This is a genomic window from Rhizobium croatiense (assembly GCF_019793465.1).
Lineage (GTDB): Bacteria > Pseudomonadota > Alphaproteobacteria > Rhizobiales > Rhizobiaceae > Rhizobium > Rhizobium croatiense.
Genome location: NZ_JAILYJ010000002.1, coordinates 533,798 through 550,691, shown reverse-complemented (window position 1 = coordinate 550,691; position 16,894 = coordinate 533,798). Strand labels below are relative to the sequence as shown.

Annotated in this window: 18 protein-coding genes; 15 read left to right on the top strand and 3 right to left on the bottom strand. The window is 61.9% G+C overall.

The genetic code is table 11. The features are described 5' to 3' along the window. Positions 1-116: 116 nt before the first annotated feature. On the top strand, positions 117-2,414 hold the full coding sequence (locus K6M89_RS05425) for a sensor domain-containing protein (protein ID WP_222138676.1): 2,298 nt from the start codon (positions 117-119) through the stop codon (positions 2,412-2,414). Between the two features lie 33 nt (positions 2,415-2,447). Here K6M89_RS05425 and K6M89_RS05420 read toward each other — a convergent pair whose 3' ends face one another. Further along, the gene (locus K6M89_RS05420) at positions 2,448-3,170 is read right to left on the bottom strand and encodes a LuxR family transcriptional regulator (RefSeq protein WP_222138675.1); all 723 of its coding nucleotides are present in this window, start codon (positions 3,168-3,170) and stop codon (positions 2,448-2,450) included. A gap of 464 nt (positions 3,171-3,634) precedes the next feature. Here K6M89_RS05420 and K6M89_RS05415 point away from each other — a divergent pair, with 464 nt between their 5' ends. Next, positions 3,635-5,425 (top strand): methyl-accepting chemotaxis protein, encoded by a 1,791-nt coding sequence (locus K6M89_RS05415; RefSeq protein ID WP_222138674.1) that lies wholly within the window; start codon positions 3,635-3,637, stop codon positions 5,423-5,425. A gap of 16 nt (positions 5,426-5,441) precedes the next feature. Here the strand turns inward: K6M89_RS05415 and K6M89_RS05410 are convergent, their stop codons facing one another. Further along, positions 5,442-6,413 (bottom strand): glycerophosphodiester phosphodiesterase family protein, encoded by a 972-nt coding sequence (locus tag K6M89_RS05410; RefSeq protein WP_222138673.1) that lies wholly within the window; start codon positions 6,411-6,413, stop codon positions 5,442-5,444. A gap of 120 nt (positions 6,414-6,533) precedes the next feature. Between K6M89_RS05410 and K6M89_RS05405 the strand changes: the two genes are divergently transcribed. The 12 genes from K6M89_RS05405 to K6M89_RS05350 all read left to right on the top strand — a co-directional run bounded on the left by K6M89_RS05405 (position 6,534) and on the right by K6M89_RS05350 (position 15,711). Beyond that, complete coding sequence (locus K6M89_RS05405) at positions 6,534-7,337, top strand: alpha/beta fold hydrolase (RefSeq protein WP_222138672.1); 804 nt, start codon at positions 6,534-6,536, stop codon at positions 7,335-7,337. A 51-nt stretch (positions 7,338-7,388) separates the two neighbouring features. Then, positions 7,389-8,399 carry a ligase-associated DNA damage response exonuclease gene (locus tag K6M89_RS05400; protein WP_222138671.1) on the top strand — a complete coding sequence of 337 codons (1,011 nt, stop codon included), beginning with the start codon at positions 7,389-7,391 and terminating at the stop codon, positions 8,397-8,399. A 201-nt stretch (positions 8,400-8,600) separates the two neighbouring features. Next, on the top strand, positions 8,601-10,226 hold the full coding sequence (locus K6M89_RS05395; protein ID WP_222138670.1) for a cisplatin damage response ATP-dependent DNA ligase: 1,626 nt from the start codon (positions 8,601-8,603) through the stop codon (positions 10,224-10,226). 117 nt (positions 10,227-10,343) lie between these two features. Further along, complete coding sequence (locus K6M89_RS05390) at positions 10,344-11,267, top strand: alpha/beta hydrolase family protein (RefSeq protein WP_222138669.1); 924 nt, start codon at positions 10,344-10,346, stop codon at positions 11,265-11,267. Positions 11,268-11,314: 47 nt separating this feature from the next. Continuing rightward, a complete protein-coding gene (locus K6M89_RS05385; RefSeq protein ID WP_097582789.1) occupies positions 11,315-11,539 on the top strand; it encodes a hypothetical protein in 225 nt (74 codons plus the stop codon). A gap of 54 nt (positions 11,540-11,593) precedes the next feature. Continuing rightward, on the top strand, positions 11,594-12,292 hold the full coding sequence (locus K6M89_RS05380; protein WP_222138668.1) for a nucleotidyl transferase AbiEii/AbiGii toxin family protein: 699 nt from the start codon (positions 11,594-11,596) through the stop codon (positions 12,290-12,292). A 102-nt stretch (positions 12,293-12,394) separates the two neighbouring features. Next, complete coding sequence (locus tag K6M89_RS05375) at positions 12,395-13,201, top strand: L,D-transpeptidase (RefSeq protein WP_222138667.1); 807 nt, start codon at positions 12,395-12,397, stop codon at positions 13,199-13,201. Between the two features lie 141 nt (positions 13,202-13,342). Continuing rightward, a complete protein-coding gene (locus K6M89_RS05370; protein WP_222138666.1) occupies positions 13,343-14,077 on the top strand; it encodes a L,D-transpeptidase family protein in 735 nt (244 codons plus the stop codon). A gap of 246 nt (positions 14,078-14,323) precedes the next feature. Next, positions 14,324-14,533: a cold-shock protein gene (locus tag K6M89_RS05365; RefSeq protein WP_004676036.1), complete on the top strand. Its 210-nt coding sequence runs from the start codon at positions 14,324-14,326 to the stop codon at positions 14,531-14,533. A 239-nt stretch (positions 14,534-14,772) separates the two neighbouring features. Further along, positions 14,773-15,057: a cold-shock protein gene (locus K6M89_RS05360; protein ID WP_097582792.1), complete on the top strand. Its 285-nt coding sequence runs from the start codon at positions 14,773-14,775 to the stop codon at positions 15,055-15,057. Positions 15,058-15,111: 54 nt separating this feature from the next. After that, positions 15,112-15,348, top strand: a complete 237-nt coding sequence (gene rpsU, locus K6M89_RS05355) for a 30S ribosomal protein S21 (protein ID WP_003569533.1) — start codon at positions 15,112-15,114, stop codon at positions 15,346-15,348. 129 nt (positions 15,349-15,477) lie between these two features. Beyond that, entirely contained in the window at positions 15,478-15,711 is a 234-nt protein-coding gene (locus K6M89_RS05350; RefSeq protein ID WP_097582794.1) for a hypothetical protein, read from the top strand. A 30-nt stretch (positions 15,712-15,741) separates the two neighbouring features. Here K6M89_RS05350 and K6M89_RS05345 read toward each other — a convergent pair whose 3' ends face one another. Further along, positions 15,742-16,230, bottom strand: coding sequence for a MarR family winged helix-turn-helix transcriptional regulator (locus K6M89_RS05345; RefSeq protein WP_097582796.1), 489 nt, complete (start codon positions 16,228-16,230; stop codon positions 15,742-15,744). Between the two features lie 236 nt (positions 16,231-16,466). Between K6M89_RS05345 and K6M89_RS05340 the strand changes: the two genes are divergently transcribed. Then, complete coding sequence (locus tag K6M89_RS05340; RefSeq protein WP_222138665.1) at positions 16,467-16,889, top strand: organic hydroperoxide resistance protein; 423 nt, start codon at positions 16,467-16,469, stop codon at positions 16,887-16,889. Positions 16,890-16,894 lie beyond the last annotated feature (5 nt).

The following is a 16,894-nucleotide window of genomic DNA, read 5'->3' as shown; positions in this document are numbered from 1 at the left end:
GCAGGATCTCGCCGCTTATTTTGGCGTGTTGTTCACTCTTTCACTTAAGCAAGCCGAAGGACTTCAGGACTACTTTGAAGGGAAATGACGACTGCGGGGCCGGGGAGAATGGGGTTATGCACGAACCGAGTGCCAGGCGATGGGAATCGGCCGAAGCCCTGACGGCCGAAACGCGGCGCTTCGTCGCCGCGACGGAAGCGATGATGGCGTCGACCGCCCATCACCTCTCCGAGGGCGTCGAGAACCTGCGCCTGAAGGCGATTCTTCACGAGCTGCCGGATTTCCTCTACGTCAAGGATCGCGACAGCCGCTTCGTCTTCGCCAATGCCGTCACCGCCAGCAATCTTGGCTTCAGGAGCGCCGATGAGATCATCGGCAAGCGCGATTTCGACTTGTTCGATTTCGAGGTGGCGCGCCGTCATTTCGATATTGAGCAGCAGATCATGGCGACCGGCCAAACCCGGATCGACATGGAGGAAACGGTCGTTCTTCCAGGCAGCCCCAGGCCGGTCTGCCGGCTGACCTCGAAGATTCCGCTGCGCGATGATCGCGGCGAAATCGTCGGGCTGATCGGTGTTTCCCGCGATATCACCGAACGCAAGCTCCAGGAGGATCTCCATCGCGGCCAGGCGAAACTGCTCGAAATGATTGCCCGCAACGAGCCGTTGCCGATGATCCTCGAAGCGCTGGTGCTGATGATCGAGGCGCAGCTGAGCGGCATCGACGGATCGGTGCTGCTGCTCGACAGCGAGGGCACCAGGCTCTATCACGGGGCAGCTCCCAATCTGCCCGGCGGCTACAGCCGCCTGATCGACGGCATCACGATCGGCCCCAAGGTCGGATCCTGCGGCACCGCCGCCTGGCGCGGCCAGACCGTGATCGTCGAGGACGTGATGAGCGATCCGCTCTGGGAGGATTTCCGCGCGCTGATTGCCCCCTTCGGCTTCCGCTCCTGCTGGTCGACGCCGATCGCCACCTCCGAGAATAATGTGCTCGGCACCTTCGCTCTCTATTCCAGGGAAGTCCGCCGTCCGACCGAGCATGAAATGAAGCTGGTGGCGCTCGCCACCCACATCGCCGGCATCGCCATCGAGCGCAAGCGCGTCGATGACCGCATCCATTTCATGGCTCATCATGACGATCTCACCGGCCTGCCGAACCGCGCCTTCCTGAAGGAGCGGCTGGCCAGCATCCTCGATCAGGCGCGGCGCAACAACCGCAAGGTCACCGTCGCCTATATCGATCTCGACAATTTCAAGGACGTCAATGACGGCCGCGGCCACGCCGCCGGCGACGAGGTGTTGAAGGAGATCGCCACCCGCATGGCCAACAGCGTCCGCGCCTCGGATATGGTGGTGCGGCTCGGCGGCGACGAATTCCTCGTGGTGCTCGTCCACCAGTCGAGCCACGACGCCGGCATCGCGCGGCGCCTGCGCGAATTGCAGAAGGCGATCAATCGGCCGATGCGCGCCGTGAGCGGTGACATCGCCATCACCTCGAGCATCGGCGTTGCCGCCTTTCCCGTCGACGGCGCAACCGCCGAAGAGCTCCTCGCCAATGCCGATCGCGCCATGTACCGCGCCAAGCAGCTCGGCCGCAATACGCTGCAGCATCACGATGGCGCCGGCGCACCGGTCGGCATGCCGCTCGGCGAACAGGAGGAGCTCCACCAGGCGATAACAGGCGATCAGCTGTTCCTCGAATATCAGCCGCAGGTCGATGTCGCCACCGGCCGCATCACCGGCATCGAGGCGCTGGTCCGCTGGAACCATCCGGCCAAGGGCAGGGTGCCGCCGGTCAATTTCATCCCGCTCGCCGAGGAGACCGGCCTCATCGTTCCCCTCGGCCTCTGGGTGCTGAACGAGGCCTGCCGCCAGGCGCGCAACTGGCAGGATATCGGCCTGACGCCGCTGACGATCGCCGTCAACGTCTCGGCCAAGCAGTTCGCCGATCCTGATTTCGCAAGCCACGTCGCCGAGGCGCTGGAGCGCCACGGCCTGCAATCCCATTGGCTGGAGCTCGAGGTCACCGAAAGCGTGGTGATGCAGGATGCCGAACGCGCGCTTGCGATGATGGCATCGCTGCGGGCGCTCGGCGTGCGCCTGTCGATCGACGATTTCGGCTCCGGCTATTCCAGCCTTGCGGCGCTGAAGACCTTCCCCTTCGACCGGCTGAAGATGGATCGTTCGCTGGTCGAGGCGCTGCCGGGCGACAAGACCGCCGTCGCCATCGTCTCGGCGGTGATTTCGCTGGCGCAGACGTTGAAGCTTTCGGTGCTTGCCGAAGGCGTCGAAACCGACGCCCAGATGGATTTCCTGCGTCACGCGCGCTGCGAGGAGGCGCAGGGTTACCGCTTCTCGAAGCCCGTCTCTCCGGAAGAGATCCCGGCATTGCTGCAGGCGCGGGACCTCTGAACGTCATTTCATAAGCCTGCTGATCGCCGCGATCTAAACTCGAATGATATTGAGACGCAGAGCACTGACGACTGCCTGCGTTCTTGTCGTACAGCCGAGCTTCTTGATCGCGCTGCCGATGTGATTGTTGACCGCATTTTCGGTGAGATCGAGAAGCTTTGCAATTTCGTTGCCCTTCCTGCCGCCGGCGGTGAGCCTGAGACAGTCCAGTTCGCTCCGCGTAAACTCGATGGGTTCGTGCTTTTCGTTCAATGTCAGCTGCGAGAGCCGGTCATAGATGAGTGTGGCGATGAACAGGAGCTTCGCCATTTCGATCATGCTGAAATTCCGAGAACCCGAAATCGACATGGCGCCACGTCCGCCCGCCGCGTCGTGAACGGGGAAATAGGCCCCTTTTTCCATGCCATATCGGTTGAACAGCTCGATGACCGTCGACTTCTTGCCTCCTCCACGATTGGTATTGATCGCTTCGACATCATAGTTGAAGGGGCTGGTCGACCTCAGCATCCGGCGGATGACCGGACTGTCGATCATCAGATTATGGGCATCATAGTAATCCACCATTTCCGCCGGCCAATTGGTGATGATCTTGGCCGCGCCGATTTCGACAATGTCGACCGTCGGCAGCGTCATGAACAGGAAAGCATTCATTCCAAGGTCCTGTGTGAGGCCCTTCATATATTTGAACACTTCGTAATGCGTCTTGAAGCCTGCAGCGACTTCCTCAATTCGATTGAACTCATCCTCGAGCTTCATGTCTTTCTCCGATCAACAATCGCATCCAGCGCTTCGCGGTTGACGTGTCCTGCAACTGATTCTGCACGCTCGAAGGACGATGAAATATGCACTTGCAGCGGGAAAACAGAAAGGCCGTTCACCGCCGGAATACGAGGACAAGGGGCGGATGATTGCTTAACAAAGAGTAAACCGTTCTTAGAATTTTCAGGGCAGGTAAAGGTGAAAAAACGCTGTCTTCACGCTCGGAATCCCCGCCGGCACATGCTGTGCCGAAGCCGACCCTTCGGAAAGTGTCGTTCAAATAACTGATTCTATTTGTAATTCTTCTGTTCTTGTGCCCGGCAGCGGGGGCTCCTCTTGGGCAAAGGTGGGGTTAATGCAAACTTAAAGAATTTACCGGATTCTATTCCCAGATCGCTCCTCCAACGCAAGTCCGGTGGGGGCGCGGCAGTCTTTCCTTGAGCTGAGTTAGGGGGAACAGCATGAAGACACTAGGATTCGGCTTCGGTTCGGATGCGAAGGCCGTACTGGCGGCGATGAGCAGGTCACAGGCCATCATCGAATTTGACCTCACCGGCAAGATTCTGACGGCCAACGCCAATTTCTGCGCCGCGCTCGGTTACGAATTGTCAGAGATTGTCGGCCAGCACCACCGGATGTTCGTCCAGCCTGCAGAAGCCTCGTCGGCCGACTATCGCGAGTTTTGGGCAAAGCTCAGCCGCGGCGAGTTTGATCAGCGCCAATACAAGCGCATCGGCAAGGCGGGCAGGGAAATCTGGATTGAAGCTTCCTACAATCCCGTCTTCAGTGGCGGAAAGCCGTATAAAGTGGTGAAATTCGCGACCGATATCACCAAGCAGAAACTGCAGAGCGCCGAAGATGCCGGCAAGATAAACGCGCTGTCGCGCGCCCAGGCTGTTATCGAATTCACGCCGAAAGGAGAGATTCTGACAGCGAACGAGAATTTCCTGTCGGCGCTCGGCTATCAGCTTGCCGAGATCCAGGGCCGCCACCATTCCATGTTCTGCGAGAGCGCCTACGCAAACAGCGAGGATTATCGCCGATTCTGGGAGCGGCTGGCAGCGGGTGAATTCGTGGCGGATGAGTTCCTGCGCATCGGCAAGGGCGGCAAAAGGATCTACATCCAGGCCACCTACAATCCGATCCTCGACATGAACGGTAAGGTGTTCAAGGTCGTCAAATTCGCGACTGACGTTACCGCCCGCGTCAACAATGTCGATCAGCTTGCGGCGTCTTTGATGGGCCTGGCCGGCGGCGATTTGACCCAGGAGGTCGCAACGCCATTCATTCCGACACTGGAAAGGCTCCGCACCGATTTCAACGCCGCGGCCACCAAGCTGCGCACAGCGATGCAGGTCGTGGCTCAAAACGCGACGGGCATCGCTGCCAGCGCCCAGCAGGTTCGTTCAGCCTCGGACGATTTGTCGAAGCGTACGGAACAGCAGGCGGCTTCCGTCGAGGAAACCGCAGCCGCCCTTGAAGAGATCACCACAACAGTCTCCGATTCGAGCAACCGTGCCCAGGAAGCCGGCCAGCTGGTTCGAAGGACCCGCGAGAACGCCGAGCGTTCCGGCGCGGTGGTCCGCAGCGCCGTCGATGCGATGGGCAAGATCGAAACATCGTCCGCAGAGATCGGCAACATCATCGGCGTCATCGACGAAATCGCCTTCCAGACCAATCTCCTGGCACTGAACGCGGGCGTCGAGGCGGCGCGCGCCGGCGATGCCGGCAAGGGTTTTGCAGTGGTCGCGCAAGAGGTTCGCGAGCTTGCTCAGAGATCGGCCAAGGCGGCAAAGGAGATCAAGGAGCTGATCGGGGCCTCCAACGAGCATGTGAAGCGCGGGGTGACGCTGGTCGGCGAAACCGGCAAGGCTCTCGAAGAGATCGTCGCCCAGGTTCAGCAGGTCAACAGCAATGTTCTTGCGATCGTCGAGAGTTCCAAGGAGCAAGCGACGGGGTTGAAGGAAATCAACACCGCGGTAAACACCATGGACCAGGGCACGCAGCAGAACGCCGCTATGGTCGAGGAATCGACGGCTGCCGCACATAGCCTCGCCAAGGAAGCCGACGCGCTTTTCCAGCTGCTGGGCCAGTTCAATATCGGCGGCCCAGCCTCACGCCAGCAGCGCCCCGCCGTGGCAACTGCCGCTTCCAGGCCCGTCGCATCGGCGCCGCGGGCAATGGCTGCAAAGGTGGGCGCAGCCTTCCATGGCAACGCGGCAGTCGCCGGCGGTGACTGGGAGGAGTTCTGAGGCGGGTGGCGCTCCCTCATTCCAGGAGCCGTCCGATCGTCTCGATCTCATTCGTCCAAATGCCTGCCGCATAGTTTTGCGGCAGCCGCGCCAACTGCGCGGGGTCGTCGATACCGGTGGAAAATTCGCCGCCGCGATAAGGGCCGAGCACGAAAACTTCGGTGCCGGCATCCTGCATCCGGTTGAGGAAACGGTCCGGCCAGCCCCAGAGCCAGGGCGCGATATTGATCGGCACCAGCATCATCCGCTGCTTGCAGGCATCCGGTAGCAGGCCGGTCCAGCCATAGCCGATATAGCCGGTGAGGCAGCCCTTCAGGCTCTGGCGCGAGGCCGTTTTGATATCGGGCACGCGCCGGCGGATGACGTCGATCGGTTCGTCGCCGCCATAGACGATGATCTCGGCCCGTCGTGCCGCCGAAAGCCGGTTGAGCACGGCGGCGAGCTTTTCGCCCTCGAAAGGATCGCGGCTCTTGACGTTGATCAGGAAGCGCCGATCCGGAAAGGTCGACAGCACTTGCGCCAGCGTCGGCATCATGCCGATGCCGCGGCCGCGAAAGGGAAAGCTCTTGCCGCCATCGGCGGTGTAGCCATAGCCGATGTCGAGCTTCTTCATGTCGGCCATCGCATGCTCGCGGGTGACACCGTGCCCATCGGTGCGGCAGTCGAGCGTCCAGTCGTGGAAGACGGCGAACTGCCCGTCCGTCGTCGGATGCACGTCGATCTCGACGATATCGGCGCCGGCGGCAAAGCCCGCCTGCATCGAGCGGATGGTGTTCTCGAGATAATCGTGTTTCGGCTGCAGCATGCGGCTCGCCGTGCAGGTATCATTCTTCAAATCGGTCTCGTCGAAGCGTTGGGCGATGCCGCGATGGGCGAGCAGCACCGGGCTTCCCGGCCGATGCGCGGCAAGCAGGCTGCTATTGTTGAGGTAGATGCCGGCCGCGGCGAGCGCGATTGCGCCGGCGCAATAGAAAAGCATCCTGCCCATATTGCTCCCCCTGATTGCATCGAAGGACGCAACAGCTAGAAAGCGATTCTGGTTGTTCTTGGGCTGTTTTCCGGCTTTTCTATGCTGGCTGCCTATAAACCCGAAAGGACTGTCATCGCCATGGAACGACACGACGACGAGCTCATCCATTTCGAAGCCCAAGGCGCTGACCCCTTGCCGCCGGCCGCAGTCGAAGGCCATGTCGGGCGCGAGGGCGCCCGCATCTGGTATGCGAGCTACGGCGCCGGGCCGGCCGTCATCCTGCTGCACGGCGGCCTCGGCCATAGCGGCAACTGGGGCTATCAGGTCCCGGCGCTGCTCCAGAGTGGCCGCCGCGTTGTGCTGATCGACAGCCGCGGTCATGGCCGCAGCACCCGCGATGCCCGTCCCTATACCTATGAGCTGATGGCCGCCGACGTGCTTGCGGTCATGGATGAGTTGCGCCTGGAGCAGGCTGCATTCATCGGCTGGAGCGACGGCGCCTGTATCGCCCTAACCCTCGCAATGACGTCGCCGTCGCGTGTCGAGGGCGTGTTCTTCTTCGCCTGCAACATGGATCCGAGCGGCACGCTGGAATTCGTTGCGACCCCGGTCATCGACCGATGCTTCAGCCGTCACGCCAAGGATTATGCGGCCTTGTCCGCCACGCCGGACGATTTCAATGCCTTCGTCGAGGCGGTGAGCCTGATGATGCGCACCGAGCCGAACTATCAGGCCGACGACCTCGGCCGCATCGGCGTGCCGGTCGCAATCGTGCTCGGCGAACACGACGAATTCATCAAAGCCGAACATGCCGAATATCTCGCCCGCAGCATTCCGGACGCTCAGATGATCTACTTGCCCGGCGTCAGCCATTTCGCGCCGCTGCAGCGTCCCGCGCAGTTCAACGCCGCAATTTTATCCTTCCTCGACGGGATAAGGTGATGAAGCTCGCTTCCTCTGGCCTCGCGCCCTTTTGCCTCTATCTCTTGCTGCATGAGAGCTGACGCGCTGCTTTATCCCGCCCCGGAAGGGCTCTATTGCCCGGAAGGCGGATTCTATGTCGATCCTGTGCGGCCGGTGGAACGGGCGCTCGTCACCCACGGCCATTCCGATCACGCCCGGCCCGGTCACGTGAACGTGCTCGCCACCCGCCAGACGCTCGACATCATGCGCCTGCGTTACGGCGACGGTTTCTGCGCCAGCGAGCAGGCGGTCGGTTTCAATGAGGAGCTGCTGGTCAACGGCGTCAAGGTGAGCTTTCATCCTGCCGGCCATGTGCTCGGCTCGGCCCAGATCGCCATCGAGAAGAACGGTACCCGCATCGTCGTCTCCGGTGATTACAAGCGCCGCCCCGACCCGACCTGCGCACCCTATGTGCCGGTTGCCTGCGATGTCTTCATCACCGAGGCGACCTTCGGCCTGCCGGTCTTCCATCATCCCGATCCGCTCGATGAGACCGGCAAGCTGCTGGCCTCGCTCCGCCAATTTCCCGAGCGCACCCATCTCGTCGGCGCCTATGCGCTGGGCAAGGCCCAGCGCGTCATCCGGCTGCTGCGCGATGCCGGTTACGGCGAGCCGATCTATATCCACGGCGCCATGGAAAAACTCTGCGATTATTATATCGGCCAGGGCATCGATCTCGGCGCGCTGCTGCCGGCGACCATCGAAAGCAGCGACAAATCCGCCTTCAGGGGCGCCGTCGTCATCGGCCCGTCCTCGGCCTTCGCCGATCGCTGGGCGCGCCGCTTCAACGAACCGCTGCCGGCCTTCGCCTCCGGCTGGATGATGGTGCGCCAGCGCGCCAAACAGCTCGGCGTCGAACTGCCGCTCGTCATCTCCGACCATTGCGACTGGCCGGAATTGACCGAAACGATCCGCGAGCTGCAGCCGGCCGAGGTCTGGGTGACCCACGGCCGCGAGGAGGCGTTGGTGCGCTGGTGCCAGTTGCAGGGCATCAAAGCCAAACCGCTGCACCTGGTGGGTTATGAGGATGAGGCGGATTGAGATGAGCTGCGTGCGGGATCAAAACCCCTCCCCAACCCCTCCCCACAAGGGGGAGGGGCTTAACGTGTCGCGCCGTCCTGCCGCAAAATCACCGCCGGGAACGCTGAGGTTGAAAAAGGGCAGGGCAGTGCCGCGGATTAGTCCCTCCCCCTTGTGGGGAGGGGTTGGGGAGGGGGCTTTTTGCCAAGCCCGGAGGCCGACATGAAAGCCTTCGCCGACCTCCTCGACCGCCTCGTGCTCACCCCCAGCCGCAACGGCAAGCTGAAGCTGCTGACCGATTATTTCCGCGATACGCCCGATCCCGACCGCGGCTATGGGCTTGCTGCCATCGCCGGCACGCTGGAGGTGCGCAATGTCAAGCCGGCCATGCTGCGTGAACTGGTGCTGGAGCGCATGGACGAGGTGCTATTCCGTTATTCCTACGATTATGTCGGCGATCTCGCCGAAACCATCTCGCTGGTCTGGGACAATGAGCGGGATATCGACCGCTCCGCCCTTTCCCAGCCGCGCCTCGGCGAGGTCGTCACCCGCATGAACGGGCTCGGCCGCACCGAAGTGCGCGGCTATGTCCGCGACCTGCTCGACCGGCTGGATTCCTCCGGCCGCTTCGCCTTCATCAAGCTTGCGACCGGCGCCATGCGCATCGGCGTCTCCGCCCGTCTTGCCAAGCAGGCGCTGGCCGATCTCGGCGGCAAGGACGTCACCGAGATCGAAACCCTCTGGCACGGGCTGCAGCCGCCTTACGAGACGTTGTTTCAATGGCTGGCGGGCGGCGGCGAGAAACCGGCGCTGGCGACACCGGCGATCTTCCATTCCGTCATGCTCGCCAATGCGGTGGAGGAGGGCGACCTTACCGCTCTCGCCGCGGCCGACTATGCCGCCGAATGGAAATGGGACGGCATCCGCGTCCAGCTTTCCCGCTCCGGCGATCGGCGCAAGATCTATTCCCGCTCCGGCGACGATATTTCCGGCGCCTTTCCCGATATTCTCGATGCGATCAATTTTTCCGGGGTCGTCGACGGCGAGCTCTTGGTCGGCGGCACCGCCCGCTCCAACAGCCCGACGCGCACCTTCTCCGACCTGCAGCAGCGGCTCAACCGCAAGACGGTGACGGCGAGGATGCTCGATGACTACCCCGCCTTCATCCGCGCCTATGACCTGCTGTTTGACGGCGAGGAGGATATTCGCGGCCGCGCCTATGTCGATCGCCGCGAGCATCTGGCCGGGGTCATCGACCGCGCCCCCCATGACCGTTTCGATCTCTCGCCGCTCGTGCCTTTCTCGTCCTGGGAGGAGCTCGACGCTTTGCGCGCCGCGCCGCCCGATCCGGTTATCGAGGGGGTGATGATCAAGCGGCGCGACAGCATCTACCAGGCCGGTCGCATGAAAGGCCCCTGGTTCAAGTGGAAGCGCAATCCTTATAACGTCGATGCGGTGCTGATGTACGCCCAGCGCGGCCACGGCAAGCGCTCGAGCTACTATTCCGATTTCACCTTCGGCGTCTGGGCCGACGACGAGGACGGCGAACAGCTGGTGCCGGTCGGCAAGGCCTATTTCGGTTTCACCGATGCCGAGCTCGAGCTGCTCGACAAGTTCGTGCGCAACAACACCACCGAGCGCTTCGGGCCGGTGCGGGCCGTGCGCGCCGACAGGGATTTCGGCTTCGTCGTCGAGGTGGCCTTCGAGGGCATCAATCGCTCGACGCGGCACAAATCAGGGGTGGCGATGCGCTTTCCCCGCATCGCCCGCCTTCGCCCCGACAAGCCTCCCTACGAGGCCGACCGGCTGCGCACGCTGATCGCCATGATCGAGGCCAAGCCCGGGTGAGCGGTTGGCCTGCGCAACAATGACGCAGGGCGATATTTTCAACAGGATGTGTATTGGCGCCAGCGCGTTTTCCGGTGCAAATCTTGCGGGCCGGGGAAATGATTTGGGTGCTGCGTCATGAGCTCGCATGAACAAAATTCCTTTTTCCGGCAACGCCGTGCCGTGCTGGCGGGTCTTGCCGGCGCGATCATCCTGCCGCGCGTGGCGGCCGCTTTCGATGTCCCGGATGAACCACGCCTTGCCAGGCACGACTACGCCGAGGTTCGCCGCCACTTTCGTACGAAGCTCCTGCAGAAGGGCCCGGCGCCCGATAAATACGAACCGCTGACCGCGCCTGCCGATGCCGAGAAGATCTTCTACCGCTCCGGCTATGGCGGCGAGCTGGAGCTGGTCGCCTGGGTGTCGAAATACAAGCGCGAGCGCGCGGCGAAGCCCGCCGTGCTCTTCCTGCATGGCGGCAATGCCATCGGCATCGGCCATTGGCAGCTGATGAAGCCCTATATGGATGCCGGCTATGTCGTGATGATGCCGTCGCTGCGCGGCGAAAACGGCCAGAGGGGCAATTTCTCCGGCTTTTACGACGAGGTCGATGACGTTCTCGCCGCCACCGAGCGCCTGGCGCATCTGCCGGGCGTCGATCCCCAGCGCCTGTTCATCGCCGGCCATAGTATCGGCGGCACTTTGACCATGCTGACGGCGATGAGCACCCATAAATTCCGCGCCGCCGCGCCGATTTCCGGCAATCCGAACGCCTTCCGCTTCTTCAGCCGCTATCCTCAGGACATTCGCTTCGACGACAGCAATGCGCATGAATTCGAGGTGCGTTCGGCGCTCTGTTACGCCCACAGCTTCAAATGCCCCATCCGAGTGGTTCACGGCACGGAAGAGGCGCATTTCAACGACCGCGCCGACCTGCTCGCCCGCCGTGCCCGCGCCGCCGGCACCCATATCGAAACCGACACCGTCGCCGGCAACCACACCTCCGCGCTACCGGTCGAGATCGAACAGAGCATCCGCTTCTTCCACGGGGTGGCGGCCTGATTTCGCCGCCGCTTCAAATGGAGGGCAATCGGCCCTATATTGCTAGAATGACGACGGATGCAGAAACCATGATCGTGCCGAACGACTTCCCCGAACTGAGATCGCTCGCTTGGAATCGCGATCCCGCGCGCGCCATGCCTGCCAACGAGGCCTTCGCGCTTTATGAGCGGAATTGGCGTTTCATCGATACCGGCAGGTTGACCGAACGGGAGAAGCAGCTGATCCGCGATCTCACAGCGACATACGGCAACGGCGTCCTGCTCGTCTCCTGATTTTCCGTTTTTTTATCCTTCACCTTTAGGCTGGACGGAAATTGGGTGGTCATCATGGAATTCAGACGTCCGGAACATCGCACCATCGCTGCGGCCCTTCGGCTGGTGGAGGCTGATTTTTTGTTGGCCAACAAGTGTTGGTTTGCCGGCGGAACAGCCATTGTCATGCATCTCGATGAATATCGGTTGTCGCTCGATGTCGATTTTCTCTGCGCGGATGGCGAGGGATATCGCGTCTTGCGTATGGCGGCGGTCGAAAGCGGAGTAGGGGCTTTTTTTGGGGCGCCGGTCACAACGCTCAGGGACTTCAGGACAGACCAATACGGGCTGCGTACGGTCCTTACCCTCGAAGGCCAGCCTATTCGCTTCGAAATCGTGCGCGAGGCGCGGATCGCCCTTGAAGGTACTTTCGATTCGCGACTGAACGTTCCAACGCTGTCGCTGCCCGACACGTTCGCCGAAAAACTGCTCGCCAATGCTGACCGCTGTCAGGACAGGTCTGTGGCCTATCGCGATGCTATCGATCTCGGCATGCTTCTCGCCCGCTATGGGGAGATTCCCGCTATTGCCGTTCGGAAGGCGACGGAAGCTTATGGCCAGGACATTGAACGCAAGATCGGCTGGGTTCTCACCAGGCTTGAGGACGAGACGGAATTGAAACATGCCGCAAGCGTTCTGCAGATGGACGGCGATCTTGCGGTACAGGCGATCACCGCCCTTCGCGGCGAAGCGCAGCGGCTCTGGTCGTTTTAATCTCGCGGCTTTTCCCGCGCCCACACCAGCCTCGCGCCAGCCGCGCATGCCATCGTCGCGGCAGATATCGCTGTCTCGCCGATCGTTGATAAGGGTGGTTCGATGAATTTTCTGCGCCGGGTCTTCCCGATTGCCGGGCTCGTGATGATCGCTGCCTCGCTCAGCGGCTGCAACATCCTCATTCCCGATGTCGCCGCCGATTCGCCCGCCCGCTTCGTCCAGGAAACCTCGCCGGTCTTCTATCAGCCGCCCGGCGTTGATCCGCGCCGGGTGCGGCCGATCCCCGATCAGCCGGTGCCGCAGACGCGCGAGCTTTACAAGACCCAGTTCCACCAGACCTATGGCCTGCCGGTGACCAATCCGGTGCATGCGGCAATGTATGGCGAGCTGCGCGACGAGGATTTCACCCTGCCGTCGATCCCGGTCAGCCGCGTACAGCCGCAATTCTTGCGCCAGGAGGTCGATTACCAGACGACCGAGCGTCCCGGCACCGTCGTCGTCGATACCAAGGCGCGCTTCCTTTATTTCGTCGAGGCGGGCGGCAAGGCGATGCGCTATGGCGTCGGCCTCGGCCGCGACGGTTACGCCTGGTCGGGCCGCGGCGTCGTCCAGTGGAAGCAGAAATGGCCGCGCTGGACGCCGCCGGCCGAAATGGTCTCGCGCCAGCCCGATGTTCGCGCTTTTTCCGCCGAAAACGGCGGCATGAATCCGGGGCTCCAGAACCCGCTCGGTGCGCGCGCCATGTACATCTTCAAGGACGGGCAGGATACGCTCTATCGCATCCACGGTACGCCCGACTGGCAGTCGATCGGCAAGGCCACATCGTCCGGCTGCGTGCGCATGCTGAACCAGGACGTCGTCGATCTCTATGATCGCCTTCCCGCCAAGGCCGAGATCGTTGTGATGTAGCGCTGCAACAGCGCTGCCCATATCGTCGGCTCCATCAGGAACACGTCTGCGTGAAGCTATGGTTTATTTGGCGCAAGCCGATAGATTTCCTTATGTCGTTATCCCAGGATTCCCGCATCAAAAGGAAATCAGTCCCGCGTCATGAGTTCCGATAGACATCTTTCCCGCCGTAGCTTTCTTTCCCTTTCGGCTTTGACCGCAGCCTCTGCGCTCACCGGTTGCGCCTCCTCCGCCAACACCGTGACATCGGGCGGCACCTCGATCATCTACCGTTCGCCCATGCGCCTATTCCGGTCGCCGGGAGCGTCGAGCGTTCCGAGCGGGCCCGAACTTGCCGTCATGTACGGCCCGGTCGAGGACGGCGGTTTCCTCATTCCCGCCGTTCCCTATGAGGAGATCGATCCGCGCTACTATCGCCAGCGCGTCGTCGATCCCACCGGCCAGCCGCCCGGCACCATCGTCGTCGATACGCCGTCTCGCTTCCTCTATCTCGTCCAGGCCGATGGCATGGCGATGCGTTACGGCGTCGGCATCGGCCGCGAAGGATTTGCCTGGCAGGGATCGGGCGTCATTCAATGGCGTCAGAAATGGCCGCGCTGGAAGCCGCCGAACGAAATGGTCGCCCGCCAGCCGGAACTCGTCAAATATTCGATCGAGAATGGCGGCATGGAGCCCGGCCTGAAGAACCCGCTCGGTGCCCGCGCGCTCTATATCTTCTCGAACGGCGAGGACACGCTCTACCGCCTGCACGGCAATCCCGACTGGCGCTCGATCGGCAAGGCCGTCTCCTCGGGCTGTGTCCGGCTGCTGAACCAGGATATCATCGATCTCTATGACCGCGTTCCGACGAAGGCGCCGATTGTCGTCTGGCAATGATGCCGCCGGGGCGGCCGCCGGCCGGCCGCCTCTGCCTCTCTTTCGCCTGGCAATTCCCCGCTCGGAAAAGTTTTATTTCTGATTTAGCATTGCTTAATTCGACAAAAGGCCTACATGGTGCCTATCGAATTTTGCTTGTGACCTTTGCCCATGCGCCAAGAGCGCTTCGTCAGATCTCGTCTCAACATCGATATTGCCCGCGGACATCCTTCCCGGGCGCACACAAACGGTTGAAAGGAGATCGTTATGAATTCAGGCGTCGTCAAGTGGTTCAATGGTACCAAGGGTTTCGGCTTCATCCAGCCCGATGATGGTTCCACGGACGTTTTCGTCCACATTTCGGCAGTCGAACGCGCCGGCATGCGCGAACTCACCGAAGGTCAGAAGGTCCGTTACGACCTCGTCCGCGACAAGCGCTCGGGCAAGAACGCGGCCGACAACCTTCAGGCCGCATGATTTGTCATTCGCCCTACAGCGCCGCGCGTCTTTTTAAGACGGGCAAAGGACGCTGTAGCACTTTGGCTGGCCACGGATGTGACAGCGAGCTGACCACGGATGTACTGGCAGCGAGCTTACCAGACTGGCAGCGGAAGGGCTGAGTGACGGGAAGAGGTCGGGTCCGCGCCCGGCCTTTTTGCTTTGATCGCGGCCTTTGATCGACCAATTGAACAGCCGAAGAGTTGAGGGACACTGCAATGGGCAGGCCAAACTACAAAGTCGGCGACACGATCGTGCTGAAATCCGGCCTCACGCGCACCGCGAAAGCCGAGAAGCGATGCCGGATCGCCAGCATTCTGCCCAACGACCACGGGCATGTGCAATATCGCGTCCGGTTTGACGCCGAGAATTTCGAACGCCGCATCACCGAGGCCGACATCGATACCGGGAAATCACCATGCGAGGCGTCCCCCGAGGCGGTGGCCAAGTCGGACGGCGCCGGGTCCTGGCTCAAACTATCGAGCATCAGGATCGGGAAATAGCCCCGCGTTTTATTATGGACAGTGCGGCGTCGCCGCCGAAGAAAGGATATCATCTTGCAGGTACTCGTCAGGGATAACAACGTCGATCAGGCACTGCGCGTGCTCAAGAAAAAGATGCAGCGGGAAGGTCTGTTCCGGGAAATGAAAGCGCGCAGCGCCTTCGAGAAGCCCTCCGAGAAACGCGCCCGCGAAAAAGCCGAAGCCATTCGCCGCCAGCGCAAGCTTGCCCGCAAGAAGCTGCAGCGTGAAGGCCTGCTGCCGGCGCCGAAGAAGGTTCTTCGCGCCCGCTAATCCCCGGCCGCGGCATCGCGGCCAACGTGGAATCCCGGCCGGCCGTGGATTGCGGCCCGGCCAAGGAATCACGGCTCTTGCGCTACGGAGCCACGGCTCAAACACTGTCGTTACCTGGGAAAGGGGCACATGACCGCCACCAAGGGAGAATTCTTCAATCCCGCCAAGCTGTCGCCCCGCGACAAGGCGGAAGCCACCGATCACACGGCACGCGCCATTATCGCGGCCGAGGCCTCCGCCCGCGACAAGAAGACGGAAAAGCTGCGGGCGCTCCGTCTGCAGCAGGCGGCCGAAAACGGCGCGGAAGCGACGCCGGCAAAGAAGCGCCGGTCGCCGGCCAAACCCGCTCAGCCGCGGTCGTAATCTTCGGCGCGGAAGGTTCGGGAGGAGGGCTCAGCCCCCGGCGAGGCCGGCCCGGCCGAGATTGGCCCGCAGCCGATGCAGCATGTCGCGCATCTCACCCAGTTCCTCCAGCGTGCAGCCGGCGGCTTGTCCGATCGCCGTCATGATCGTATCGACCTCGGCCTTCATCGCCTGGCCCTTCGGGGTCAGCGACACGATCACCTGGCGCTCGTCGCGCAGGTCGCGGATGCGCTTGATCAGCCCGCCCTGTTCCAGTCGCTTCAACAATGGCGACAGCGTCCCGGAATCGAGATCCAGCTGCTCGCCGATCGTCTTCACCGGCAGTTCGCTGCGCTCCCACAGTACCAGCATCACCAGATATTGCGGATAGGTGAGGCCGACCCTGTCGAGGATCGGCTTGTAGGCGCGGGTGAATGCGTGCGCCGTCGCGTAGACCGCGAAGCACAGCTGCTTTTCCAGCCGCTTCTCCTCCTCCGGTATCTCCATCGTCTTTGCCGTTTGCGCTTTCATATCCACCATCCCAGAGCATGATGCCGAAAAGTGTGAGCGGTTTTCGGACGACATCATGCTCTCACTTTGACGTAGAGCAGGATTCAGATTTTAGGCCGAGCCTGCCTGAAATCATCCTGCTCTGAGGCTGCGATTGTCTTCCTTTCGACGTCCAAATGCAATTTGCAAAATTCACTTGCGTACAATTTAATTGTTCGATATTAAAAATCCAACCCCGATCGAAGGGCCAACCAAAGGAGATTGTCATGCCTATTCTCTATACGACCCAAGCCTCTGCCACCGGCGGTCGCGCCGGCCGCGCCGTTTCCGATAACGGCGTCCTGGACGTGACGCTGACCGTTCCCAAGGAGCTCGGTGGCGACGGTGCGACGGGCACCAATCCCGAACAGCTTTTCGCCGCCGGCTATTCCGCCTGCTTCCTCGGTGCCCTGAAATTTGTCGCGGGCCAGCAGAAGGTCAAGATTCCGGAGGAAACGACGGTCTCCGCCAAAGTCGGCATCGGCCCGCGCGAAGACGGCGCCGGCTTCGGCATCGAAGTGGCCCTGACCGTCAACATTCCCGGCCTCGACCGCGAAACCGCCGAAAAGCTCGCCGCCGCCGCCCACATCGTCTGCCCCTACAGCCACGCCATGCGCACTTCGACCGAAGTTCCGGTGACGGTTGCCTGATCCCG